Annotated in this window: 22 protein-coding genes; 14 read left to right on the top strand and 8 right to left on the bottom strand. The window is 50.6% G+C overall.

What is annotated here, in order from left to right; genetic code table 11:
• Positions 1 to 241: 241 nt before the first annotated feature.
• Entirely contained in the window at positions 242 to 667 is a 426-nt protein-coding gene (ybeY, locus tag H9625_RS04695) for an rRNA maturation RNase YbeY (RefSeq protein WP_191763188.1), read from the bottom strand.
• A gap of 120 nt (positions 668 to 787) precedes the next feature.
• On the bottom strand, positions 788 to 2,017 hold the full coding sequence (locus tag H9625_RS04690) for a nucleoside recognition domain-containing protein (RefSeq protein WP_191763187.1): 1,230 nt from the start codon (positions 2,015 to 2,017) through the stop codon (positions 788 to 790).
• A 207-nt stretch (positions 2,018 to 2,224) separates the two neighbouring features.
• Here H9625_RS04690 and H9625_RS04685 point away from each other — a divergent pair, with 207 nt between their 5' ends.
• The 5 genes from H9625_RS04685 (at position 2,225) to H9625_RS04665 (ending at position 8,844) form a co-directional block, all read left to right on the top strand.
• Entirely contained in the window at positions 2,225 to 3,274 is a 1,050-nt protein-coding gene (locus H9625_RS04685; RefSeq protein ID WP_191763185.1) for a DUF3810 domain-containing protein, read from the top strand.
• Positions 3,275 to 3,569: 295 nt separating this feature from the next.
• Entirely contained in the window at positions 3,570 to 4,700 is a 1,131-nt protein-coding gene (locus tag H9625_RS04680; RefSeq protein WP_087249485.1) for an N-acetyltransferase, read from the top strand.
• Positions 4,701 to 4,818: 118 nt separating this feature from the next.
• A complete protein-coding gene (locus tag H9625_RS04675; RefSeq protein WP_022040551.1) occupies positions 4,819 to 6,747 on the top strand; it encodes a DNA topoisomerase IV subunit B in 1,929 nt (642 codons plus the stop codon).
• A gap of 16 nt (positions 6,748 to 6,763) precedes the next feature.
• Positions 6,764 to 7,228 carry a pantetheine-phosphate adenylyltransferase gene (coaD, locus tag H9625_RS04670; protein WP_087209133.1) on the top strand — a complete coding sequence of 155 codons (465 nt, stop codon included), beginning with the start codon at positions 6,764 to 6,766 and terminating at the stop codon, positions 7,226 to 7,228.
• A complete protein-coding gene (locus tag H9625_RS04665; protein WP_394354915.1) occupies positions 7,225 to 8,844 on the top strand; it encodes a S41 family peptidase in 1,620 nt (539 codons plus the stop codon). Before coaD ends, H9625_RS04665 begins: the two co-directional genes overlap by 4 nt.
• Positions 8,845 to 8,909: 65 nt before the next feature.
• On the opposite strand, the gene H9625_RS04660 is transcribed toward H9625_RS04665, so the two are convergent.
• Complete coding sequence (locus tag H9625_RS04660) at positions 8,910 to 10,967, bottom strand: HD family phosphohydrolase (protein WP_191763183.1); 2,058 nt, start codon at positions 10,965 to 10,967, stop codon at positions 8,910 to 8,912.
• 85 nt (positions 10,968 to 11,052) lie between these two features.
• Between H9625_RS04660 and gltX the strand changes: the two genes are divergently transcribed.
• The gene (gene gltX, locus H9625_RS04655) at positions 11,053 to 12,579 is read left to right on the top strand and encodes a glutamate--tRNA ligase (protein WP_087209130.1); all 1,527 of its coding nucleotides are present in this window, start codon (positions 11,053 to 11,055) and stop codon (positions 12,577 to 12,579) included.
• A gap of 8 nt (positions 12,580 to 12,587) precedes the next feature.
• Positions 12,588 to 13,811, top strand: a complete 1,224-nt coding sequence (locus tag H9625_RS04650; protein ID WP_191763181.1) for a 3-deoxy-D-manno-octulosonic acid transferase — start codon at positions 12,588 to 12,590, stop codon at positions 13,809 to 13,811.
• A 94-nt stretch (positions 13,812 to 13,905) separates the two neighbouring features.
• Here H9625_RS04650 and H9625_RS04645 read toward each other — a convergent pair whose 3' ends face one another.
• The gene (locus H9625_RS04645) at positions 13,906 to 16,179 is read right to left on the bottom strand and encodes an outer membrane beta-barrel family protein (protein WP_191763179.1); all 2,274 of its coding nucleotides are present in this window, start codon (positions 16,177 to 16,179) and stop codon (positions 13,906 to 13,908) included.
• A gap of 227 nt (positions 16,180 to 16,406) precedes the next feature.
• On the opposite strand from H9625_RS04645, the gene H9625_RS04640 reads away from it, so the two are divergent.
• A complete protein-coding gene (locus H9625_RS04640) occupies positions 16,407 to 16,712 on the top strand; it encodes a helix-turn-helix domain-containing protein (RefSeq protein WP_191763177.1) in 306 nt (101 codons plus the stop codon).
• A gap of 92 nt (positions 16,713 to 16,804) precedes the next feature.
• Here the strand turns inward: H9625_RS04640 and H9625_RS04635 are convergent, their stop codons facing one another.
• Both H9625_RS04635 and H9625_RS04630 read right to left on the bottom strand, forming a co-directional pair.
• Entirely contained in the window at positions 16,805 to 17,110 is a 306-nt protein-coding gene (locus tag H9625_RS04635; protein WP_191763175.1) for a helix-turn-helix transcriptional regulator, read from the bottom strand.
• On the bottom strand, positions 17,070 to 17,423 hold the full coding sequence (locus H9625_RS04630) for a type II toxin-antitoxin system RelE/ParE family toxin (protein WP_191763174.1): 354 nt from the start codon (positions 17,421 to 17,423) through the stop codon (positions 17,070 to 17,072). Before H9625_RS04630 ends, H9625_RS04635 begins: the two co-directional genes overlap by 41 nt.
• Positions 17,424 to 17,862: 439 nt before the next feature.
• Here H9625_RS04630 and H9625_RS04625 point away from each other — a divergent pair, with 439 nt between their 5' ends.
• The 6 genes from H9625_RS04625 (at position 17,863) to H9625_RS04600 (ending at position 23,028) form a co-directional block, all read left to right on the top strand.
• Positions 17,863 to 18,618 carry a DUF6261 family protein gene (locus H9625_RS04625; RefSeq protein WP_191763172.1) on the top strand — a complete coding sequence of 252 codons (756 nt, stop codon included), beginning with the start codon at positions 17,863 to 17,865 and terminating at the stop codon, positions 18,616 to 18,618.
• A gap of 141 nt (positions 18,619 to 18,759) precedes the next feature.
• A complete protein-coding gene (locus tag H9625_RS04620; protein WP_087395929.1) occupies positions 18,760 to 19,023 on the top strand; it encodes a DUF6364 family protein in 264 nt (87 codons plus the stop codon).
• Positions 19,020 to 19,436 carry a type II toxin-antitoxin system VapC family toxin gene (locus H9625_RS04615; protein ID WP_087395931.1) on the top strand — a complete coding sequence of 139 codons (417 nt, stop codon included), beginning with the start codon at positions 19,020 to 19,022 and terminating at the stop codon, positions 19,434 to 19,436. Before H9625_RS04620 ends, H9625_RS04615 begins: the two co-directional genes overlap by 4 nt.
• Before the next feature lie 25 nt (positions 19,437 to 19,461).
• A complete protein-coding gene (locus tag H9625_RS04610) occupies positions 19,462 to 20,832 on the top strand; it encodes a sensor histidine kinase (protein WP_191763170.1) in 1,371 nt (456 codons plus the stop codon).
• 109 nt (positions 20,833 to 20,941) lie between these two features.
• Positions 20,942 to 21,637, top strand: coding sequence for a response regulator transcription factor (locus tag H9625_RS04605; protein ID WP_191763168.1), 696 nt, complete (start codon positions 20,942 to 20,944; stop codon positions 21,635 to 21,637).
• A gap of 146 nt (positions 21,638 to 21,783) precedes the next feature.
• Entirely contained in the window at positions 21,784 to 23,028 is a 1,245-nt protein-coding gene (locus tag H9625_RS04600; protein WP_191763166.1) for an alpha/beta hydrolase family protein, read from the top strand.
• Between the two features lie 52 nt (positions 23,029 to 23,080).
• On the opposite strand, the gene H9625_RS04595 is transcribed toward H9625_RS04600, so the two are convergent.
• The gene (locus H9625_RS04595; protein ID WP_022040565.1) at positions 23,081 to 23,728 is read right to left on the bottom strand and encodes a DUF1349 domain-containing protein; all 648 of its coding nucleotides are present in this window, start codon (positions 23,726 to 23,728) and stop codon (positions 23,081 to 23,083) included.
• Positions 23,729 to 23,753: 25 nt separating this feature from the next.
• Positions 23,754 to 24,133, bottom strand: a 380-nt coding sequence (locus H9625_RS18100) for a hypothetical protein (RefSeq protein WP_225226270.1), incomplete at its 5' end; no start/stop codon positions are given.

Genomic DNA, 24,133 nt, shown 5'->3' with positions numbered 1-24,133 from the left:
TAAACACCACTCTCTGCGCTTTTGCATCTCTGCGTTCCATTAAGAGTGGTGTGTGATTAAAAGATGAACACAGAGGCACAGAGCCACGGAGAAATAAATAGAGAAAGGACAAAGAACGCCGAACCAAATCTTTTCTACGTGAGCTTTGTTCTCTCAAAAAATAGAACTCTGTGCCTTTGTGTCTCTGTGTTCCATTCTATTTTTCGCAAACCAATTTTGTTCTACTATATTGTGGTGAGTTTCATCTTTCCATCTCCGCCAGCAGGGCGAGTGCCTTGTTCTCGGCTTGCTCCATGATTTCGCGCTCGCCCGGACCCTTGTCGTTGATGCCGCACAGGTGCAGGATGCCGTGGATGATGACCCGGTGCAGCTCGGTGTCATACGTGGCTCCGAACTGTTCGGCATTGGTGCGCACCGTGTCGAGGCTGATGAAGAGGTCGCCCGCGATGCGGTTTCCTTCGGTATAGTCGAAGGTGATGATGTCGGTGTAATAATCGTGTTGCAGGTATTGGCGGTTTACTTCCAATATCTTTTCATCGGAACAGAAGATGTAGGCTATTTCTCCCACCTTCTTCCCATACGTTTGGGTGACGGCTTTCACCCATTCCGTCGTTTCTCTTTTCTTGATGTGGGGCATTTCCACCCCTTCGGTCTGATACGTAATCATAGTTGGCTTGTTTAAGTTATCGTATTGAAACTCAGATTTTCGCCGATTAACGCGGATTTCTTATATGAAATAAACAGATAGTCATCTGTGAAAATTTGCGAAACTCTGCGTTTTATTAAATCAGAAGAATAAATAGCAAACGAATATCGCGGCAAGGATGCCTGCAAAGTCGGCAAGCAAGCCGCAAGGCACGGCATGGCGGGTCTTCGCTACACCCACGCTCCCGAAATACACCGCAAGGATGTAGAATGTGGTGTCGGTAGAGCCTTGGAAGATGCATGCCAATCGTCCTACGAACGAATCGGCTCCGTAGGTATTCATGGCATCCACCATCAATCCGCGTGCACCGCTTCCGCTTAACGGTTTCATCAGAGCCGTAGGAAGCGCGCCTACGAAATCGCTATCCAGCCCACACATCTCTACCAGCGAGGCGATGCCTTGGGTCAAGTAATCCATACACCCCGAAGCACGGAACACGCCGATAGCCGCCAGTATCGCCACCAGATACGGAATGATGCGCACGGCGGTGGTGAATCCCTCTTTCGCTCCTTCGATGAATGCATCGTACACATTCACTTTCTTGCGGATGCCCGCCAAGATGAAACCGATGATAATCACAAATAGGAAAACATTGGCAAAGGTGGTAGAGTAGAGGTCGATTTGGTCTTGCGACAAGGTGCTGAAGAACCAGATGATGCCTGTTATGAATGCGATTGCTCCTCCTAAAAAGAGCAGAATCGTGCGGTTCAAAAGGTTGATGCGCTGGTAAAGAGCCACGGCAATGATACCGGCAAGGGTGGAAATAAAGGTGGCGATGAGTATCGGCACGAATACATCGGTGGGTTGTGCCGCCCCCAGCTGGGCGCGGTAGACCATGATGCTGATAGGTATCAGGGTCAGTCCCGAAGTGTTTATCACCAGGAACATAATCATCGGGTTGGTAGCAGTGTCTTTCTTCGGATTCAGTTCTTGCAAGCCTTCCATGGCTTTCAGTCCGAGGGGCGTGGCGGCATTGTCCAATCCCAACATATTGGCCGCCATGTTCATAAAGATGCTTCCCGTTACGGGATGCCCTTTGGGAATATCGGGAAAGAGTTTGGAAAACAAAGGGCTAAGCACGCGCGAGAAAAGGGCGATGACTCCGCCTTGCTCGCCAATGCGCATGATGCCCATCCAAAGTGCCAGCACACCGGTCAGCCCGAGGGAAATCTCGAATGCCGACTTGGAAGAGGCAAAGGTGGAGTTGATGATGTCGGGGAATACCTCCGCGTCACCAAAGAATACCAGCCGTATTGTGGCAACAATAAAAGCCAGCACGAAGAAAGCAATCCAGATGTAGTTCAGAACCATAGTCTTATTGTTTTGTCAAGTAAGCAGATGTCTTTATGAAACGCAGATTAGCGCAAATTTTCGCAGATTATTATTTCCCCTATCTGTGAGAATCTGCGTTAATCTGCGTTTTAAAGTTGGAAACATAAAGATTTGTGCCTCATTTTCTGTTATTAAAATTCTCCGCAAAAGTAAAGAATTAATTCCGAAAATGATAACTTTGCATTCATGAAATACATTCGATTCCGATATATTCGTTGGGCGGTACTGGCTCTGCTTCTGATAGGTGTGTGGATGTTCCGCTGGATACCCGGTGCCGGAGAATGGTACGCACGGGAGGTATATCCTGGGCTTTCCGTTTGCCTTTCGGGTGTGGCTTCGGTAGTTCCGTTCTCGCTTTGCGAAGTGACGGTTATCGGGATTGGAGGCTTCCTGCTGGTTTATCCTTTTGTGGCACGGCGGAAGAAACGGAGCGGATGGCACATCTTAGGGCGTGAAGTGGAAGTGTTGGTGTGGGTTTACGTCTGGTTCTATTGGGGCTGGGGCATGAATTACTTCCGGAATGATTTCTTTTCCCGTTCGGGCGTAGCGCGTGTTTCGTATGAAGAGGCACGGTTTCATCGTTTTCTCGAAGCCTATACCGATAGCTTGAACGCCTCATATAGTCCGGAAGCATTCTTGCCCGAAGCTGATATCCGGCGTGAGGTGAAACGGATTTACCGGCAAGTGCCGGGATATTTCGCCCTGACCGTTCCGAAAGACTTTCAGCATCCGAAACGCTCTTTGGTAAACGGATTGTATTCGAAAGTCGGTGTGCTGGGCTATATGGGACCTTTCTTTGATGAGTCGCACGTCAATCACGAATTGCTTCCGGCACAATACCCGTTTACATACGCCCACGAGCTTTCCCACCTGTTGGGCGTGAGCCAGGAAGCCGAAGCCAATTTCTGGGCGTATCAGGTTTGCGTCCGCTCCGCAAATAGGTACGTGCGCTATTGCGGATACTTCGGTTTGCTACCTTATATATATAGGGACGCTTATCGGATATTGGGCGAAGCCGGCTGTAAAGAATGGGCAAACCATATCCGTCCCGACATTATGCGGGAACTCCGCGCGAAAGAAATTTATTGGGGAGAACGGTATAGCCCGTGGATAGGTGCGGTACAGGATGCTGTCTATAACTGGTACCTGAAAGGAAACCGTATCCCGTCGGGGACGAAGAATTATGGTGAGGTGACAGGCATGATTCTTTCCTTGCCCGAAAACTGGTGGCAATGAGGCTGCGAGAATCTGGAATTTACGTGGGGAAGTCAGTGCGTTGCGCGTTTTTTCGATTCTGGATGTATTTGGAAAAACGGAAATGATGCTTGTCTGCTTTCATTATGTGTAAATGAAGTGTACAGATTGTTTGTTTTGCTTTCTTTTTGTCTGTAAAATAAGCTTATTCCTGTCTGTCTGGTATTTTGTTTTGTGGCGTCCCGTTCTTCGTTCTGGAAAAAGTATTCTTCTTTCCTTATGCTTTCGGATAAAAATTTGTATCTTTACGCCCTGAAATACATACTTTAACGAACAGATGGCCATTATCATTAAGAAAGTAAGCTCGAAAAAAGAGCTGAAGACCTTTATTCGCTTCAATTACGAATTATACAAGGGAAACCCTTATTCCGTTCCCGATTTGTACGATGATATGTTGAACACCTTTAACCCGAAGAAGAATGCGGCGTTCGAGTTTTGCGAAGCCGATTACTTCCTTGCCTATAAGAATGATAGGGTCGTAGGGCGAGTGGCGGCGATAATCAACCATCGTGCTAACGATACGTGGCAGAAGAAAGAAGTGCGCTTCGGATGGATAGACTTCATCGATGATGAAGAAGTATCAGAAGCATTGCTTGATACTGTGGCACAATGGGGGAAAGAACGAGGAATGAAATCCATCGTAGGTCCGCTGGGCTTTACTGATATGGATGCAGAAGGAATGCTGATTGATGGGTTCGACCAGCTGGGGACAATGTCTACCATCTATAATTATCCCTATTATCAGAAACACATGGAAAAGTTGGGTTTCGAGAAGGATGCTGACTGGGTGGAATTTAAGATGAAAGTGCCCGAAGCCATTCCTGAAAAGTTTGTGCGTATTTCAGAAATCATACTTCAGAAGTATAAGCTGAAGATAAAGAAGTTGAAACGGAAGGAAATAAAGGAAAAGAATTACGGGCAACGCATTTTTGACCTGATAAATGAGGCATACGCTCCACTGTATGGCTATTCGAAGATGACGCAAGGTCAGATCGACCAATATATTAAGATGTATTTGCCGCTGATAGACCTGCGTATGGTGTCGATTATCGAAGACGAGGAAGGAAATCTGATAGCCGCAGGTATTTCGATGCCTTCGCTGTCTGAAGCTTTGCAGAAAGCGAAAGGGAAGATGCTGCCTTTCGGATGGTATCACCTGCTCAAGGCATTGTTCATCAAGAAACCGAAGATACTGGACCTCTTGCTGGTGGGAGTGAAGCCGGAGTATCAAAGCAAAGGCGTGAATGCTTTGTTGTTTTATGACTTGATACCGGTGTACCAGCAGTTAGGGTTTGAATACGGTGAAAGCAATCCCGAACTGGAAGACAACAAGAAAGTCCAGTCGCAATGGAGTGTATTCAATCCCGAACAACATAAGCGCCGCAGGGCTTACAGGAAGATGTTGTAATTCATTTAAGTTGACAAGGTGACGAGTGGACAAGGCGACAAGGTTCTAAATAGTATCGCATAAGATTTTAAAACCTTGTCAACTTGTTACCTTGTCAACTGACTAAAAACTTTAAACCATGGCAGAAGAGAACGAATCGATACAACCGACCGTTTCTTATACGGAGGAGAATATCCGTCACTTGAGCGATATGGAGCACGTGCGCACTCGTCCCGGTATGTATATCGGACGTTTGGGCGACGGTTCGCAGGCCGAGGACGGTATCTATGTCTTGCTGAAAGAAGTGATAGACAATAGCATTGACGAGTTCAAGATGGGAGCCGGAAAGCGCATCGACATCCAACTGGAAGACAACCTGCGTGTATCTGTCCGCGATTATGGACGAGGCATTCCGTTGGGTAGTCTGGTCGATGCCGTGTCGATGTTGAATACCGGAGGTAAATACGATACGAAGGCATTCAAGAAGAGTGTCGGACTGAACGGAGTCGGTGCCAAGGCGGTCAATGCGTTAAGTTCCCGCTTTGTTGCACGAAGCGTGCGCGACGGACAGATGCGTGAGGCCGTATTCGAACGGGGAGAACTGAAAAGTGACAGGACTGGAGATACAGATGAGGAGAACGGAACATTCATTTTCTTCGAACCCGACCATACGTTGTTTCTGAATTATCATTTCCGTCCTGAGTTTATCGAGACGATGCTCCGCAATTATACCTATCTTAATACAGGGCTTTCCATTTATTATAACGGAAGGCGTATCGTGAGCCGGAATGGATTGGAGGATTTGCTGAACGATAATATGACCACTTCGGGGTTGTATCCGATTGTGCACCTGAAAGGAGAGGACATAGAGATTGCCTTTACGCATACCGCTCAATACGGTGAGGAATATTATTCGTTTGTCAACGGCCAGCATACCACGCAAGGAGGTACTCATCAGAGCGCGTTCAAGGAACACCTTGCCCGTACCATCAAGGAATTTTACGGCAAGAATCTGGAATACCAGGATATCCGTAATGGATTGGTGGCGGCAATTGCCATCAATGTGATTGAACCGACGTTCGAAAGTCAAACCAAAATCAAGTTAGGTTCGTTGGTGATGGCTCCCGAGAAAGATTCGGACGGGAATCCATATCCCCTTTCAGGCATTAGTGTCAATAAGTTCGTGGGCGACTTTATCAAGGAGAATGTAGACAATTACTTGCATAAGCATGCTGATGTGGCGGATGTGATGCTGCAGAAGATTCAAGAGTCGGAAAAAGAGCGGAAGGCAATAGCCGGCGTGACCAAGATAGCCCGCGAACGGGCAAAGAAAGCCAACCTGCATAACCGCAAGTTGCGCGATTGCCGGGTGCATCTGAACGACCAGAAAGCACCGAAAGATGAAGAAAATGACCCACGTCTGGAAAGTTCCATTTTCATTACCGAGGGAGATTCGGCAAGCGGTTCTATTACGAAGAGCCGTGATGTCAATACACAGGCTGTCTTCAGCTTGCGTGGAAAGCCGCTTAATTCATTCGGGCTGACTAAGAAAGTGGTCTACGAAAACGAGGAGTTCAATTTGCTTCAGGCGGCTTTGAACATCGAGGACGGGCTGGACGGTCTCCGGTATAATAAGGTAATTGTAGCTACCGATGCCGATGTAGATGGCATGCACATCCGTCTGCTGATGATTACGTTCTTCCTCCAGTTTTTCCCCGATCTGATTAAGAAAGGACATGTATATATTCTCCAGACTCCCTTGTTCCGCGTACGGAACCGGAAGAAAGGTGTATACGAAACGATTTATTGCTATTCGGAAGAAGAAAGACTGGCTGCGATCGAGAAACTTGGTCCGAATCCGGAAATCACCCGGTTCAAAGGTTTGGGAGAAATCTCGCCCGATGAGTTCCGGAATTTTATCGGCAAGGATATGCGTCTGGAACAGGTTTCTCTTCGTAAGACCGATGCCGTAGGTGAATTGCTGGAATTTTATATGGGAAAGAATACGATGGAACGTCAGAACTTCATCATCAACAACCTGGTGGTGGAGGAAGATTTGATTCAGTAATAATGAATGGTTGATAATGAAGAAGCGTGCAATATTTCCAGGGACATTCGATCCCTTTACCATCGGGCATTATTCGGTAGTGAAACGTGCCTTGACCTTTATGGACGAAATCATCATCGGTATCGGCGTGAACGAGAAGAAGCGGACGTATTTCCCTACCGATAAGCGTGTGCGGATGATTGAGAAGCTGTATGCCGGTAACCCACGTGTGAGTGTAGAGGCATACGATGGATTGACGGTAGACTTTGCCCGTATGCGCGATGCCAAGTTCATTATCCGTGGCATCCGTACGGTACACGATTTCGAGTACGAAGAAACCATAGCCGACATCAACCGCAAATTGTCGGGAGTGGAAACCATCTTGCTCTTTACCGAGCCCGAACTGACCGCAATCAGTTCCACCATCGTGCGCGAACTGTTGCATTATGGCAAGGATGTCACGCCGTTCTTGCCGGCAGAACTTGATATTAATGAAGAATGAAGATTATGATGAAATACCGTTGCTTGATAACATGGCTTTGTGTGCTGTTTGCACTTTCAGCAGGTGCACAGAGCAACAAACTTTTAAATTCTCCTTCCCGTAAATTACAGTTGGCAGAGTTTGCCATAGCCAATCTGTATGTAGACGAAGTGAATGAAGGAAAACTGGTAGAAGATGCAATTGTCAGCATGCTGAAAGAACTCGACCCTCATTCTACATATTCCAATCCCGAAGAGGTGCGAGAATTGAATGAACCCTTACAGGGTAATTTCGATGGTATCGGCATTCAGTTCAATATGGCTACCGATACTTTGTTTGTTATTCAGCCAGTGTCGGGAGGTCCTTCTGAAAAGGTCGGTATTTTGGCGGGCGACCGTATCATCGAAGTCAATGATACAGTGATAGCCGGTGTAAAGATGAGTACAGATGATGTGATGCGCCGTTTACGCGGCAAACGTGGAACAAAGGTGAATGTGAAGGTGATGCGCCGTGGAGTGAAAGAGTTGCTTCCGTTTACCATTACGCGCGACAAGATTCCTGTCTATAGTCTGGATGCTTCGTATATGGTGAACGACCGTATCGGCTATATCCGTATCAACCGCTTCGGAGCTACTACGGGCAAAGAGTTTGTAGATGCTTTGCATCGCCTGCAGAAAATGGGTATGAAAGACTTGATTCTCGACTTGCAGGGCAATGGTGGAGGATACTTGAATGCTGCCATAGAGGTCGTAAATCAATTTTTGGGCAAGAAACAACTGATTGTATATACCGAAGGGCGCCGTAATCCGCGTGCCGAATTTGATGCTGAAGGAAACGGAGATTTCCTCGACGGACGGCTGGCGGTATTGGTGGATGAATTTTCGGCTTCAGCAAGCGAGATTGTTACCGGCGCCATACAGGATTGGGACAGAGGAGTCGTGGTTGGTCGCCGTACATTTGGCAAAGGATTGGTGCAGCGTCCCATTGACTTGCCCGATGGTTCGATGATTCGTCTTACTGTGGCTCGTTATTATACGCCTTCGGGACGTTGTATCCAGAAACCTTATGAAAGTATCGAACAGTATAACCGTGACTTGATAGACCGTTACAACCGTGGTGAAATGCTGAGTGCTGACAGTATTCATTTTCCCGATTCGTTGAAATATAAGACTTTGCGCCTGAAGCGTACGGTTTATGGTGGCGGAGGTATTATGCCCGATTATTTTGTGCCGGTGGATACCACGATGTATACTGATTATTACCTGGCTTTGCGCGATAAAGGAGCCATTGTGCAGCAAAATTTGAAATGGGTGGATGCTCGTCGGACAGAATGGTTGAAGAAGTATAAAGACTTCCGTCATTTTGACCGTGAGTTTGAAGTTACTCCCGAAATGCTGGACGAGTTGAAAGCTTTGGGAGAGACATTGGGAGTTGTTTATAAGGAGAAAGAATATCAGTTGGCGATGCCTCTTATCAAAGCCCAGCTGAAAGCCCTTATCGCCCGCGACCTTTGGGATATGAATGAATATTTCCAGGTTATCAATCGTTTGAGTGACAGTATGAATAAGGCTATCGAATTGCTGGAAAGACCTGAAGAAGAGTTCTTGAAGCGTGGAACTTCTTCAGGCAGCTATTGATGGTGGCATGATGTGACAACGGGGTTGTCTTACATCATGCTCACCATGGATTGGCATTTGTTTGCTTATTTCTTCAGTTCCGGGTAACTGATACGGGTGTGGTACATCGTTTTCAGTTTTTCTTTGAATACGCTTTTCACTGTGGCAATGTCTTTGAAGGTGATGGGGCATTCTTTGAAGTTACCGTCCTGTACCTGGCTGTCAATGATTTTGTCTACCAGGTTCGAGATGCTTTCCTCGGTGTATTCAGGCAGGCTGCGCGAGGCAGCTTCTACCGAGTCTGCCATCATCATAATCGCCTGTTCCTTGGTGAAAGGGTTCGGACCCGGATAGCGGAATGCTTCCTTATCTACTTCTTCATCGGGATGTTCGTTCTGGTACGAGATGTAAAAATATTTGGTTAATCCTTTTCCATGATGGGTGCGGATGAAGTCTTTGATGACCTCGGGCAGGTTGTTCTTTTCTGCAAGTTTCACGCCGTCGGTTACATGGCTGATTACAATTTGGGCACTTTGTTTGTAACTTAGCTGGTCGTGTGGATTCACGCCCGACTGGTTCTCGGTGAAGAAGGCAGGATTCAGCATTTTGCCGATATCGTGGTACATTGCTCCGGTACGCACCAGTTGGCTGTTGGCTTCGATACGGTTGGCAGCTGCGGCGCAGAGGTTGGCCACCTGCAAGGAGTGGTTGAATGTACCGGGAGCTACTTCCGACATTTCACGCATCAGTTTGTTGTTGATGTTCGAGAGTTCCACTAGTGTGACGTTGGATGTAAACCCGAAAGTCTTTTCGAGGATGAACAGCAACGGATAGGTAAACAGCAGCAATATGCCGTTGATGATGAAATTGATGTAGATATTCGTGTTCAGTTGCGAAACGTCGTTGACATGGATCAGGTCGAGCGCGAAATATAATACTGAATAGGCAACGACAACAATCAGGGCACTGCGTAATAACTGTGAGCGTTGCGACAGTTCGCGCAGGCTATAAATACTTGCCATGCCTGCGATGGTCTGCAGCAAGATGAATTCGTGCGGCGTACGCAGGCAGATGGAGCAAAGCAATATAGACAGGATGTGTGCCATGAATGCTGTGCGCGAGTCGAGAAAGATGCGTACAATCATCGGCAGCATTGTGAATGGTACGATGTATACGCTCATAAACGGATGTGATATCATCAATGATGAGATGACAGGGAAGAAGATAATCAGGAAGAACAGGATGCTAAGGCTTCCTTTCTTGTCGTAATAATCGCGGCGGAACAGGGCGAGGTATATCATAAAGCATCCGATGAGAATGGATACAAACAGGATTTGCCCGAATAGGGTCAGGCGTTTTTCGGTAGTGGTTTCGTTCCGTTTGTCCCATTCCCGTTGCAGGGATTTCAAGATGTTATAGGTCTGCTGGTTGATGATTTCACCCCGGTCGATGATTTTCTGTCCGTTCATTACGAAGCCTTTGGCGAATGATACTCCTGAGAGCAAGTCTTTTTTTGCCGTTTCCGATTTGTTGGCATCGTAAATAAGGTTTACGGTCAGGTAATTGTTCAGGTTGCATCGTTGCAGCAGGGTCTTGCTGAAGTGTACGGTGTCCGAATTGACCAGTGCTTCATAAGCCCGTTTCGTACTGTAGATTTCGCTGATGCTTTGCAGGATGGAAGTGTTCTGGTAGACAATCTGTATGCTCAGGATACTGTCTTTGTGCAGACGCGCCAGTTGTTCGACAGGCATGATTCCTTTCCGATAGATTTCCTTCAGTTTTTGTTCGATGTAATGTGGATACGTGGGGTCGGGGATGATTTGCCGGAGTTTTCTGTTGTAGTCTTCCTTGAACTGGCTGATAATCCGTTCACCCATGGTTTCCGATAACTGGAAGTAGGGGTGGTAGCTTCTCATAATGCTGTCCTGTTCGCGTTGCACTTCGTCTTCTCCCTTGTAGATGGGAAAGTCGAACGAGGCTTGGAGCAGGCCGTATTTCCACGGTTTGTTGATGTCAAACTGATAGTTGAATTGTCCTTCCCGCGGCAGGAAGTATACGATAATGGCCACTGCAGCAAGGAAGATGCCGCATTTATAGAAGAACTTCTTATATGAGAACTGTCTTTCGGTTTGGAAACTTTTCATAAGATTCGGATATTTTGCCTGCAAAATAAGAAAAAAACGGGAAAAATACCTTAATTTTGCGCTGTATTTTTTAGATAAAATCACTATGGCAGAAAGAAAAGTTAGAGTTCGTTTCGCTCCCAGCCCTACGGGAGCGTTACACATCGGTGGTGTGCGCACTGCCTTATACAACTATCTGTTCGCCCGTCAGCACGGGGGGGACTTGGTTTTCCGAATCGAGGATACCGACTCGAACCGCTTCGTTCCGGGAGCGGAAGAATACATACTCGAATCGTTCAAATGGCTGGGTATCCAGTTTGACGAAGGGGTTAGTTTCGGAGGAAATTATGGACCTTACCGTCAGTCGGAGCGTCGCGACATCTATAAGAAATATGTGAAAGTGTTGCTCGACAGTGGAAAAGCCTACATTGCTTTTGACACGCCCGAAGAACTGGATGCCAAACGAAAGGAAATACCTAACTTCCAGTATGATGCCTCTACACGTATGTCGATGCGTAATTCGCTGACGATGCCGCAAGAGGAAGTAGACCGTCTTGTTGCCGAAGGAAAACAGTATGTGGTTCGTTTCAAAATTGAACCCGATGAAGATGTGCACGTGGACGATCTCATTCGCGGCGATGTGAAAATCAACTCTTCTATTCTGGATGACAAGGTTCTGTATAAATCGGCAGACGAACTGCCTACGTATCACCTGGCAAATATTGTCGATGACCATTTGATGGAAATTTCCCATGTTATCCGTGGTGAGGAATGGCTGCCTTCCGCTCCCTTGCACGTCTTGCTTTACCGTGCTTTTGGCTGGGAAGATACGATGCCCCGTTTTGCACATCTGCCCTTGTTGCTGAAACCCGAAGGCAATGGAAAATTGAGTAAGCGTGACGGCGACCGTCTTGGTTTTCCTGTGTTCCCACTGGAATGGCATGACCCCAAGACTGGTGAAGTGTCATCGGGATACCGTGAATCGGGATATCTGCCCGAAGCGGTCATTAACTTCCTTGCCTTGTTGGGTTGGAATCCGGGTAATGACCAGGAATTGATGTCGATGGACGAACTGGTGAATCTTTTCGACTTGAATCACTGTAGCAAGGCGGGGGCTAAATTCGATTACAAGAAAGGCATCTGGTTCAATCATGAATATATTCTGCGCAAGAGTGACGAGGAGATTGCTGCCCTGTTCAAACCTGTGCTGGAAGCGCATGGAGTGGCAGTGCACGATTATACCGATAGTTATCTGACAAAGGTCGTTTCACTGGTGAAAGGCCGTGTCAATTTTGTGAAAGAACTTTGGGAGCAGGCACGCTTTTTCTTCGTGGCTCCTGAAACCTATGCCGAGAAAGATGTGAAGAAACGCTGGAATGCCGATACGCCCCGTATTATGGACGAACTGGCCGGTGTGCTGGAAGGTATCGGTGATTTCACTTCGAAACCGTCGGAAGACATTGTGATAGCCTGGATTACAGAGAAGGGATATCACTTGGGCAATGTGATGAATGCTTTCCGTCTTGCCGTGGTAGGCGAATGCAAGGGACCGCATATGTTCGACATTACCGAACTGCTGGGCAAGGAAGAGACTATCAGGCGTATGCGCCGTGCGGTGGAGGTGCTTAAATAACCGGTGTGATGATATACAATTTTGCAATCTGCCTGTTCGTAGGGGCAGTCCGTCTGATTGCGCTGTTCAATAAGAAAGTGGCGCGGATGGTAAAGGGTGAGCGTGAAGCTTTCGATGTGCTGGCACGGAAAATTGATCCGCAGGCGAAGTACATCTGGTTTCATGCCGCCTCATTGGGTGAATTCGAGCAAGGACGCCCGTTGATAGAGCTTATCCGCCGGAATTATCCTCAATACAAAATCTTGCAGACGTTTTTCTCGCCTTCGGGCTACGAGGTGCGTAAGGATTACCGGGGTGCCGATGTGGTGTGCTACTTACCGCTTGATACACCGCGCAATGTGCGCCGTTTTCTCGATGCAGCACATCCTTGCGCCGCATTTTTCATCAAGTATGAGTTTTGGAAAAACTATCTTGGTGCGCTTCATCGTCGTGGGGTGCCGGTCTACAGCGTCAGTTCCATCTTCCGTCCGCAGCAAGTGTTCTTTCGGTGGTACGGTGTAGCATATCGGGACGTGCTGAAATGTTTTACCCATCTCTTTGTGCAGAATGAAGAGTCTGTGCGCCTGCTTGCAGGGATAGGTGTCACCGCTACCACCATTGTGGGTGATACACGATTTGACCGCGTGCTGGACATCTGCCGTCAGGCGAAAGAACTTCCGTTGGTAGAAGCATTCAAGGGCAGCAATCGCTATACGCTGGTGGCTGGCAGTTCGTGGGCACCCGATGAGGATATTTTCATTCCCTATTTCAATGCCCATCCGGAGATGAAGCTTATCATTGCTCCCCACGTCATTGATGAAAACCATCTGTCCGAAATCGAAAGCAAGCTGCACCGCACTGCGGTGCGTTACACGCAGGCGACGCCAGAGAACGTGTGCCGTGCAGACTGTCTTATCATAGACTGTTTCGGACTGCTTTCGTCTATCTATCGGTATGGCGAGATGGCATACATTGGCGGTGGTTTCGGCGTGAGCATACACAATACGCTCGAAGCGGCTGTTTATGGTATCCCTGTTGTTTTCGGACCTAACAACCAGAAATTCCTTGAAGCTCAGGGATTGAAAGCCTGCCGTGGCGGTTTTGAGATAACCGATGCTACCGGTTTCGAAACCCTGATGGATCGCTTCCTGTCCGATGAAGCCTTTCTTTCTGCTTCGGGTAAGGCGGCAGGCGATTATGTAAAAGACAACGCCGGTGCGCTGGACAAAATAATGGATATCGTCCGTTTGTGACGTGTCTTTCTTTTATCATTCGGGAAGAGGCTGTCTTTAAATGAAAGTTGTTTTTCATTTAGAGACAGCCTCTTTTGTTTATCTGTTTGAAACCTCACATCCCGAACCGCGACGTATCCACCTCCTTCGCCTCCTTCTTCTTATACCCGCCGAAGCGGTAGCTGAACGAGACGGTGAGGCTGCGGGCGTAGTTCTTTACGTGCATGCCGAAGTGCTGGGTGCCGTTGCGCGACTCGATGTCGAGGTGGTTCATCCCGTTGAAGAGGTCGGTGCCTTTCAGTTGGAGCATCGCTTTGTCGCCGGCGAAGGTGTAGCGCAGGGCGGCATCCACATAGCCCACGGCACCGAGGCGGTAACTGCCCTGTATGGCTCCTGTCTGCCCGAAGGCGGAGATTTCCAGACGGATATTGGGGCGGCTGCTCAGGGTGAAGGTGTTGGTCCACTGCCCGATGCCTGCCCACCGCTTGTTGTCGAAGGGAGCGTCGTAGTAGCGGCTCGCCTTGTCGTGCTTCAGCTGGGCGTTCAGCGTCAGCTGGCTGTCCCACCACGTGCCTACGCGGAAGGGGACGACGGCGGTGAACGTGAGCAGCTGCAGGTAGTCCCAGTTCTGGTAATTATAAATGGCACGCAGCTCGTTCGAGTCCAGGTATGCCATCTGCATAAAGTAGTCGGGCACGTAGCTGTATTCCGCCTGCACGATGTACTTGCTCTTCCAGATGTAGGTCAGCGTGGCGGTATAGTCGGTGTAGGGGTGCAGGCTGGCGTTGCCTTCTATCACCTGATAGCCGTTCAGGTAGCTGGTGCTGCCGCTCAGCGTCCAGTAGTCGGGATAGGTCTTGTCCGAGCTGAACGAAAGCTGGAAGATGTGTGCCGCCGAAGGCATGTAGTTCAGCGAAAGGGTGGGGTAGACCGCCCACTTCCGGTAGTCCGTCATCTTATAGTATTCCACTGCTGCCGACGCGCTGAGGTTCCATTGCGGACTGAACGCCTTGTCGAATCCGGCATAGACGTTGTAGGTATATTCATCGATGCGGCTTTCGCTGTTCATGCCGCTCATCTCGGGCAGGTCGTAGCGTTGCGAGTTGCGGTTGTTCACGTAGGTGAACGCCGTGCCGTAGTTCAGCGTCCAGCCCTTTGCGAGCGAATGGCTTTGGTCGGCATACACTTTCCAGCGGTCGATGCGCTGGTGCGAGTCGCTTCGGAAGGCGGACGGCTCGGCTTCGGTATCGGTGAAGTCCTGCGTGCTCTCGTCTTCGTAATACGTGTAGTCGGCGCCTGCGCTCAGCCCGAAGCCGGAGGTATAGTTCAGCGCGGCGTTATGCAGCTGCGTATCGCTCCGCTTGCCGTTGTGCGAGTCCGTCACGTTGCCCCATGCGTCTGCCGTCGATTTCCCGTCGGGCTTGAGGCTTCCGGTATAGCTGAGGCTGAGGCGGTCGTCCTCCGTGGGCTTGTAGGTGGCGGCGGCGCGGAAGGTATGGGTCAGGCTCCGTCCGCTGTCATCTTCAGACAGGCGGATGTCGTGCGTCTCGCCGTCCACGGTGTGCAGGGCGCGGAAGTCCATTCCTTGCCGGTAATAATAGTCGCTCAGGTGGTACATCGCGTCCACGTCCCACCGCGGCGAGAGCCACGCCAGCGTTACGCCCCCGTTGCCTCCGGCTTCGTCCTTCTGCGCGTAGTTGCCGTTCACCTCGCCCTGCAAGCCGCCTTCGCCAGCCTTGTAACCCTTCAGTACGAGGTTGACCGCCGCGCCGCGCACGTGGTATTGGGGCGGCGCGCTATACATCACCTCCGCCCGTTCCACGCGCGAGGCAGGCGTTGCCTTCAGCAGGGCGATGACTTGCTCGGCGCTCATGGATGAAGGCTTGCCGTTGAGCACGATGCCCAGACTTCCGCTTCCGGCAAGGGCAGGCACGCCGTCCTTCTCCACCACGCCCGGCAGCTGCAGCAAGGCTTCGTAGGCGTTGGTCACGAGGCGGCTGGCGGCAATTTGCGCCACGTCATAAGTCAGGCGGTTGCCCTCCACCTTCACCAGCGGACGCTCGCCGCGCACCGTCACCTCGTCCAGCGCATAGTCGCGCGGCGTCAGCACGAGGGTATCCGCGTCCGCCCCGCTCCCTTCGCGGATGCAGGTATTATAAATAAGGTGCTGCACGATGAGGCGGTACCTCTCGGGACGCTGTCCGAAGCGGAACACGCCCAAGCTGTCGGTCAGGGTCGCATCGATATAGGTAGAGTCGGCGGTTTGCAGCACCACCGTAGCGGCTTCCACGGGCCGGCGGTCGGCATCGGTCACCGTCCCCGTAAGGCTTTGGGCGGAAGCCGTTGCCACGCCCGCTCCGCACATCAGCAAGAAAAAGAATGTTTTCATGTCGTTCTGTCGTTTTTGATTGATGCCGCAAAGGTAAATAGCCGCCTCCGCATCGGTGGTTAACGCAAGGTTAACGTAACGTTAACGGGAACTTTGTTCACCACAGATTAAGATAATTAATTTTTCTAATCCGTGCAATCTGTGGTGAAAAAATACCGCATAAGAGTGGGGAGTGGAAAATCTTTATAAAAGTTGTATCAACGTACAACTTTTACTACTTTTACAGCATGAAACAAAAGGAGACAAGCAACGAAATCTATGACATCAGCGCATTGCTTGATGAAGAATTGGGAAAAGAGGGAACGCCCGAACGGGAGAGAAACCGTGAAAAAGCATGGGAGGAATACAACGCACAGATTCTAATGGACGCCCGAAAGAATGCCCACCTTACGCAGGCGGAACTGGCACGGCGCATCGGTGCGGACAAAAGCTACATTTCAAGGATAGAACGGGGACTGACCGTTCCTACCGTCGCCACACTTTACAAGATAGCCGCCGCAATGGGAATGACGGTAGAATTGCGCCCAATCTGACAATCATAAATCACGGTAGGGGCGAGGTCCGCTCGCCCGAAGACATCCGCTGTAGATGCATTCGGGCGGGCAGACCCCGTCCCTACAATTTGTCACACAATCGGCTTAACCACCTCAACCCTCATCCCCAGGGCGTGCATTATCCGGTAGAAAGTGGCGACACTGGGGGTTATCACTCCTTTCTCAATCCGTGAGATGTACGATTTTGTCACGCTGAGGCGGTCGGCAAGCTCGGACTGGGTCATTCCCGCCTCCTTTCTTGCGTCAAGCAGAATCTGGCTTGTGTAGAACGCATACGCTTCTTCGTCGAACTTCGCACGTTCGGGCGTGCCGGGCGCACCGAACTCCTTATCCAGTTCAGCGCTGAGGTCGGTCAGCATTTCTTCGTTTGTATTCATAATATTCCTCCTTTATTTGTAATGCCTTTGCTATTTCCGAGGGCGGCGTCTTCTGCGTCTTCTTTTGGAATCCGTTGAAAAGCACTACGATTTGCCCTTCATCAAAGATAAAAAAGATGCGGTAAATATTTCCATTATACGATATGCGCAACTCATACAAGCCGTCGCGTATGGCTTTTATGAATTTCACAGGCATCCTGTCTTCTGTTTCCAATAGCGACAAGACGTATTTCACTTTCAACACTTCCTTCTCGCCCAATGCAGAAAGGAAGTCCTTATAGTATTTCCCGAATGCGATTATCTTCCGTCTCATAGCGCAAAGATAACGCAAGTTGCAATATAATGCAACTTTTGCAGGATTTTTTTCCTCTGCGTCTTTGTGTCTCTGCGTTTGGCTGCCGTCACGCCGGATTTTTTCGCTTCGCCCAACAAATCGTGCAATCCGCAAGAACCGCCCATTCGTCCCGAAACGGTGAAAAAACGTAGTCCAGAGCGGATTTTCCCCGCCAAACTGTTGCCCAATCCGCCGATTATGCTAACTTTGCGTGCGGATGCGTTTCGGCGGCACTTCGTAGCCCTGCGGAAGCTTGCGGAAACGTTTCGGCGGCACTTCGTAGCCCTGCGGAGGCTTGCGGAAACGCTTCGGCGGCACTTCGTAACCCTGCGGAGACTTGCGGAACCGCTTCGGCGGCATTTCCGAGGGGTACGGCACCGCGAAGAAACGTATCTTTAACTTTTAAAGTATCTACATCATGGCAAATCAAATCAAAACTTTCGGCATGAGCCGGATGACTATCGGCTCGTGCAGCGATTTCCACACGAAAGTAAACGACTGCATCACCGCCACCACTCCGGCGGCACTGCACATCACTGAAAAAGCCACGGCATACAGTGCCGCCAGCGAGCTTCTGGCATCCATAGTCAACCGCGAACGGGCTTTCGTTGCCACCGCTACGCTTGCCGAGGCGGACGACGTGCGCGACCGTGCTTCGGGGGTCATCGGGCAGGTGGTAAACGCTTACCTCACCTCGCCTGTCGCCGAGAAAAAGGCGGCGGCTACGTTGCTCGACGCCAAGATGTCGCCCTACCGCGGCATCCGCAAGCACGAGTACACCAAGCAGACCGCCGAGACACGCGGGATGCTGGCGATGCTCGATGCCGAGGCTGAGGCGGTCGCCGCATTGGGGCTGACGGAGGAAGTGGAGGCGGTGCGTGAGGCAAACGCCGCTTTCGACACTGAATTTTTGAAGAAGACCGAAGAGATGAGCAGCCGCATGACGCAGAGCGACGTGAAGTCGGAAGATGCCGTCAACGAGGCGAACGCTCTCTACCAGGATATCGTGCAGACGGTGAACGCCTACGCCATTGTGCAGCCTTCGGACGAGATAAACACGTTCATCGCGAGCGTGAACGGGCTGGTGGGCACGTATTCGTCGATTGCGGGCAGCGCATCGAAAGGCGGCTCCGCATCGGGCGGCGACACGCCTGCGCTGGAACCCGAAGAGTGATTTGCACCACAGATTACACGGATTATTTACGTTATTTCCGGCGACAGCAGTAGAGACGATGTGCACATCGTCTCTACATCAACACAGATTGTTTTTATTTACGATTTGAACATTGAAAGAAGAAACGAAAGGAGAAACACTATGAACCAGAATGTGACATTGAGCATCAATAGCAACGTACTGCAACAGGCATCCGACTATGCACGTTCGAAAGGGACCGATTTGTCGGAATTGGTAGAAAATCTGTTGAAGCAGGTGACGGGAAGCAAGCAGAAAGAGAAAATCCGTCCCGTTTCGGAATTGGACCCGAGGGTGCAGCGTCTGGTCGGCGTTGTCCGCCTGGACGAGAAAGAAGTGGGACTGGACGGTGAAATCAGCAGAACGGAACATCTGGAGAGAGAATGAAAACAAGAATTTTTTTAGATACCAATATCGTGATAGACATCATTGGCGACCGCCAGCCTTTTTGCGTACCGGCTGCAAATATTTTAGATTTGGCCTATAGCGGTAATGCCGAACTGTATGCCACCGCATTGACGTTTGCCAATGCTCTTTATGTATTGCGGAAAAGCCTTGGGACGGAAGACGCTACCCGTTACCTCAGGCAGTTGAACGAAATCGTCCGTGTGGCTCCTGCCACCCAGCATGAAGTGGAACAGGCTTTCCGTTCCGAAAATCCGGACTTCGAAGATGCCATTCAGTATTTTGCAGCTGTAGCGGTAGGAGCGGATGTTATCATCACCCGTAATTCCAAACACTTCAAGCTGTCGGATATTCCGGTTATGGATGCTGCCCGATATTGCAACGATTATATTTAGATTCCGGTAACCGCCATAAACGCCGATGAAAGAGATAAGACACTTGCGCTGGATAGCCCTCATCGCCCTGCTGGCGATAGCGGAGCTGCAATACGTGTGGCTGGCGAACAGCTACCGGCTGGCGAGGGAAAGCCTGCGGATGAAGGCGGACGAGGTGTTCCGCGATGCTTCGCTGGAAGAGGCGTTCCACCGGATGTCGGTATACAAGGAGCGGAAATTCGGCAAAGACACCACGCTGTCGATGAAATTCGAGGTGGACACCGCCACTTCCGTCTTCCGGAACATGCCGAACCGGTGGCTGATGTCGAGCATCCATACCGGCCTGCAGGATTATATTTATACGGAAATACACCAGGACGTGTCGCTCCCCGTGCTCGATTCGATTTACGCCCACATGCTCGACTCCGCCGGTATCCGTGCCGAGGTGGCTTCGTGCATCACCGACTCCACGGGGCGGGTGCTCCGTTCTTCCGTGGGGAAAGAGCTGCATCGGGAGGGCATCCTGAAGACCGACTCGCTGATGCTCGACTTCAATGAGGCACGCTTCGTGCAGGGCATCATCACCAATCCCTACTGGGTCATCGCACGGCGCATGACGCTGGTGCTGATAGCCACGGTGCTGATTATCGCCGTGGCGGTGGTGTGCGTGGTGTGGCAGGTGCGCATCATCCTGCGGCAGGACAAGGTGGCGAAGCTGCGCGAGGACTTCTCGTACGCCATGATACACGACATGAAGACGCCGCTCAGCTCCATCGTGATGGGCACGCGCATCCTCGAGACCGGACGGCTCGACAGCCAGCCTGAGAAGCGGGCGCAGTATTTCCGCATCCTGCGCGAGGAGGGCGAGCACCTCATCAGCCTGACCAACAAGGTGCTGACGCTCGCCAAACTGGAGCACCGCCAGCTGAGGCTCGACAAGACGGAATGCCTGCTGCGCCCGATGCTGGAGGACCTTGCCGCAAAGTATCAGGCGAAGGCGGAGAAGCCGATACGCTACGTGTGGAAGCTGGACGCTCCAGCGGTGTATGCCGACGAGGAGTTCCTGCGCGAGGCACTGAGCAACCTGATAGACAATGCCGTGAAATATTCGGGCAGTGAGGTGGAGATAACCTTCGCTTCGGCGAAACGTGCCGACGGAAGCATCGCGGTCTCGGTGCGCGACAACGGCCTGGGCATCCCGCTGAAGGACCAGGCGAAGATATTCGAGAAATACGAGCGTGCCTCGGCGGCAAGCCGGAGCCGGGGCGGAGGTGCACCGGGCTTCGGGCTGGGGCTGAACTACGTGCTCCGCATCGTGGAGGCGCATGGCGGCACGGTGAAGCTGGAGAGCATCGAAGGCGAGTACAGCGAGTTCACGCTGGTGTTTCCGAAGGGCACCACAGAGGGCACAGGTTGAAACGCAGATTAACGCGGATTGACGCGGATTGAAAAATAAAAAATAATCTGCGTGAATCCGCGTTAATCTGCGTTTCAAAAAAGGAAAAGACAACTTAAACGACAAGCAAATGACAAGACTATTATTGGTAGAAGACGATGCCAACCTGTGCTACATCATCCGCGGCGGGCTGGAAGACATGATAGGCGGATACGAGATACAGACCGCCGCGGACGGCGAGGAGGGCTTGCGGATATGGAAAACGTGGAAGCCCGACGTCATCGTGTCCGACATCGAGATGCCCGTGATGGACGGCTACGAAATGGTGCGCCGCATCCGCGAGACGGACGAGCGCATGCCTATCCTCTTCACTTCGGGCAGGGTGTCGCCCAAAGACGTGGTGAAAGGATATGAACTGGGCGTGAACAACTACATCAAGAAGCCTTTCCTGCCCGAAGAGCTGCATGCCCACGTCACCGCCCTGCTGCGTCTGACGCAGGGCAGGCAGGCGGAAGCCCACGAAACGCTCTTCCCGATAGGCAGGCTCTACACGTTCAATGCCGACCGCTCTACCTTATTAAAGGCGGACGGGGAAGCGGAAACCCTCACTGTGCGCGAGGCGGACCTGCTCCGCCTGCTGTGCGAGAACAAGGGTAGGGTGGTGCGCCGCGAAGTCATCCTCTCGCGCCTGTGGAATACCGAAGATGACTATTTCGCCTCGCGCAGCCTCGATGTGTTTGTGTCGCGCCTGCGCAAGCTGCTCGCCGCTGACGAGAGCGTGCAGCTGAAGACGGTGAAGGGGATTGGCTTGCAGCTGGTGGACTGATGGCGTTTTAAACTAAATTAATTGGCTGTAGGGGCGTATCGCATACGCCTTGAAGACATCCGCGTGGATAAGTGGACGCATTCGGGCGTATGCAATACGCCCCTACATGGGATGTTTACGGATATTCAATTTAAACTAAATATCTTATGAAAAGAATTTCTTTGATTGTGATGTTCCTGATAGGAACGTGTATGGTTCATGCCCAGCATATCACCGGCTCGTGGCATGGCGATTTGAACGCAGGTTCTCAGAAACTCGGCATCGTTTTCCATTTCGAAAAAGACCCGGCCGGAAAAGATGTGGTGAAGATGGACGTACCGGCACAAGGTGCCAAGGATATTCCTGTAAAGGTGGACTGGCTTGCCAATGATTCCGTAAGCCTGCAGGTGCCGGTAATCAATGTGGTTTATACCGGAAAGTGGAAGGAGGGAACGGTGGAAGGCACTTTTGTCCAGCACGGGATGTCCTTTCCTTTGAATCTGACAACAGGAGAACAGGATGCTCCTGCTCGTCCACAGGAGCCTAAGGGAAGTCTGGAATATAAGACCGAAGAAGTGAGCTTCTCCAACGATGCAGCCGGTGCCACGCTTTCAGGCACATTGACCTGTCCGGCAGGTTATTCCGAAGGCAAGAAAGTGCCGGTGGTATTGATGGTGACCGGAAGCGGTGCGCAAAACCGGGATGAAGAAGTGTTCGGGCACAAACCTTTTCTGGTCATAGCCGATTATCTGGCAAAGAACGGCATCGCTTCCTTGCGGTATGACGACCGGGGCGTAGGGCGTTCTACAGGAAACTTCAAAGGAGCCACTTCAAGAGATTTTGCGGATGATGCGGCAGCCGGCATTGCGTGGCTGAAGAACAGCCGCCGATTCGGCAAGGTCGGTGTGCTGGGGCATAGCGAAGGCGGAATGATTGCTTTCATGCTGGGTGCCGATAGCGTTGCCGACTTTATCGTCAGCATGGCAGGACCGGGAATCAAAGGCGACAGCCTGTTGGCAGAGCAGCAGAATGCTCAGTTGCGGCTTTACGGCAAGCCGGCAAACCGGACCGTAAAGCAGGTGCGTGAAGAAATGAAGCTGCAGCCCAAGAATGCCTGGCTGGACTATTTCGCTGATTACGACCCGGCATCCGACATTATGAATACCACTGTGCCTGTAATGGCTATCAACGGCACCCACGACATGCAGGTGCTGGCGGAAAGCAATTTGGGGGCAATCAGGAAATACTTGGTGAACGGAAACAGACAGAATTTGATTAAAGAATATCCCGAACTGAACCATCTGTTCCAGCATTGCCAGCTTGCTACGTCATTGGATTATTACCGCATAGAAGAGACTTGCGCTCCGGAAGTGCTGAAAGACATTGCGGACTGGATAAATGCACTCCGATAAACGGAACGCAGAGGTGCAGGAGTGCCTCTGCGTTCGGCTATGATACGGAGAATCACTCGGCGTTCTGTTTCAGCCACTCCATACGCCGCATGTCGGGCAGGTGTTTTACCTGGAAGTGCTCGAATGTCACGTTGAAGCCTTCGCCATCGGGGCAGGCACCCATTACGCCTACCATCATCGGGGTGTTGTCTGCCATCCAGGCATTGCGCATCATGGTGTAGGTCTGGTCGTCGAACGAGTAGAACACTTCGACGGCATCTTTGCGGCGTATTGCTTTAATCCATACGTAGGGTACAGGCTTGTCGAGCGAGATGACGCTCCAGTCGCTCGTGTGGTGTGTGACCACGGTACTCAGGTTGAATTTCCCGTCCACGAACTCGATTCCTGCCTTGATGTAGTTTTCCTTGTCGATGCGGAGCATCAGCCCTGCCTGGTCGAAGCGCACCTTGTAGTCTCCCGTAATCTTGACTTTCACTTCAAACTCGCCTCCGTAGGTGGCATAATAAAACGGTGCATCATCGACGGTGAATCCGTAGTGCGAGATGCGCCAGTAGTCGGTGTGCGGAGTGACCGACATTGTCAATGCTTTGTTTTCAATTTTCCATTGCTCCGGTTCGTTGAACCATTGCATTTTCTCCAGTGTCTGTGCCTGGCAGGTCAATGCAGCCAGCACGAAAAGTGTGCAGAAGATTGTTCTCATATCGGTTTTTGAATGAATATAATGTTTACCTTTGCAAAGGTAAGGCTTCCGGCTGGGAGACGCAATGCTTATTAATAACTATTTTTTTTCTTGCAATGGACACGCAACAAGAACTCGACCGCACGCTGCAAAGGCAAGATTTCGGATCACCGGCAGAATATTTTAGAAAAGTTGCATGTCGGCAATTCCATCCGCGCACTGGATGTGGCGAGAGAGTTGCATTTGTTGTAAGAGGTTGTTTTGATTTTTCCGATAAGTTTGCTTGGCAGATACGAACCAATATATGATTGAAAGGTTCAGTATCTGTTCCAAGGTGTCTTCTTTTTATGTTCTCCAATTGAAAACCGTACGGTTTCCATATCGAGAACGTACGGTTTTCAATTGGAGAACGTACGGTTTTGATAT

It is taken from the genome of Phocaeicola intestinalis (assembly GCF_014837065.1).
GTDB lineage: Bacteria > Bacteroidota > Bacteroidia > Bacteroidales > Bacteroidaceae > Phocaeicola > Phocaeicola intestinalis.
This window is presented reverse-complemented; position numbering and strand designations above follow the sequence as displayed.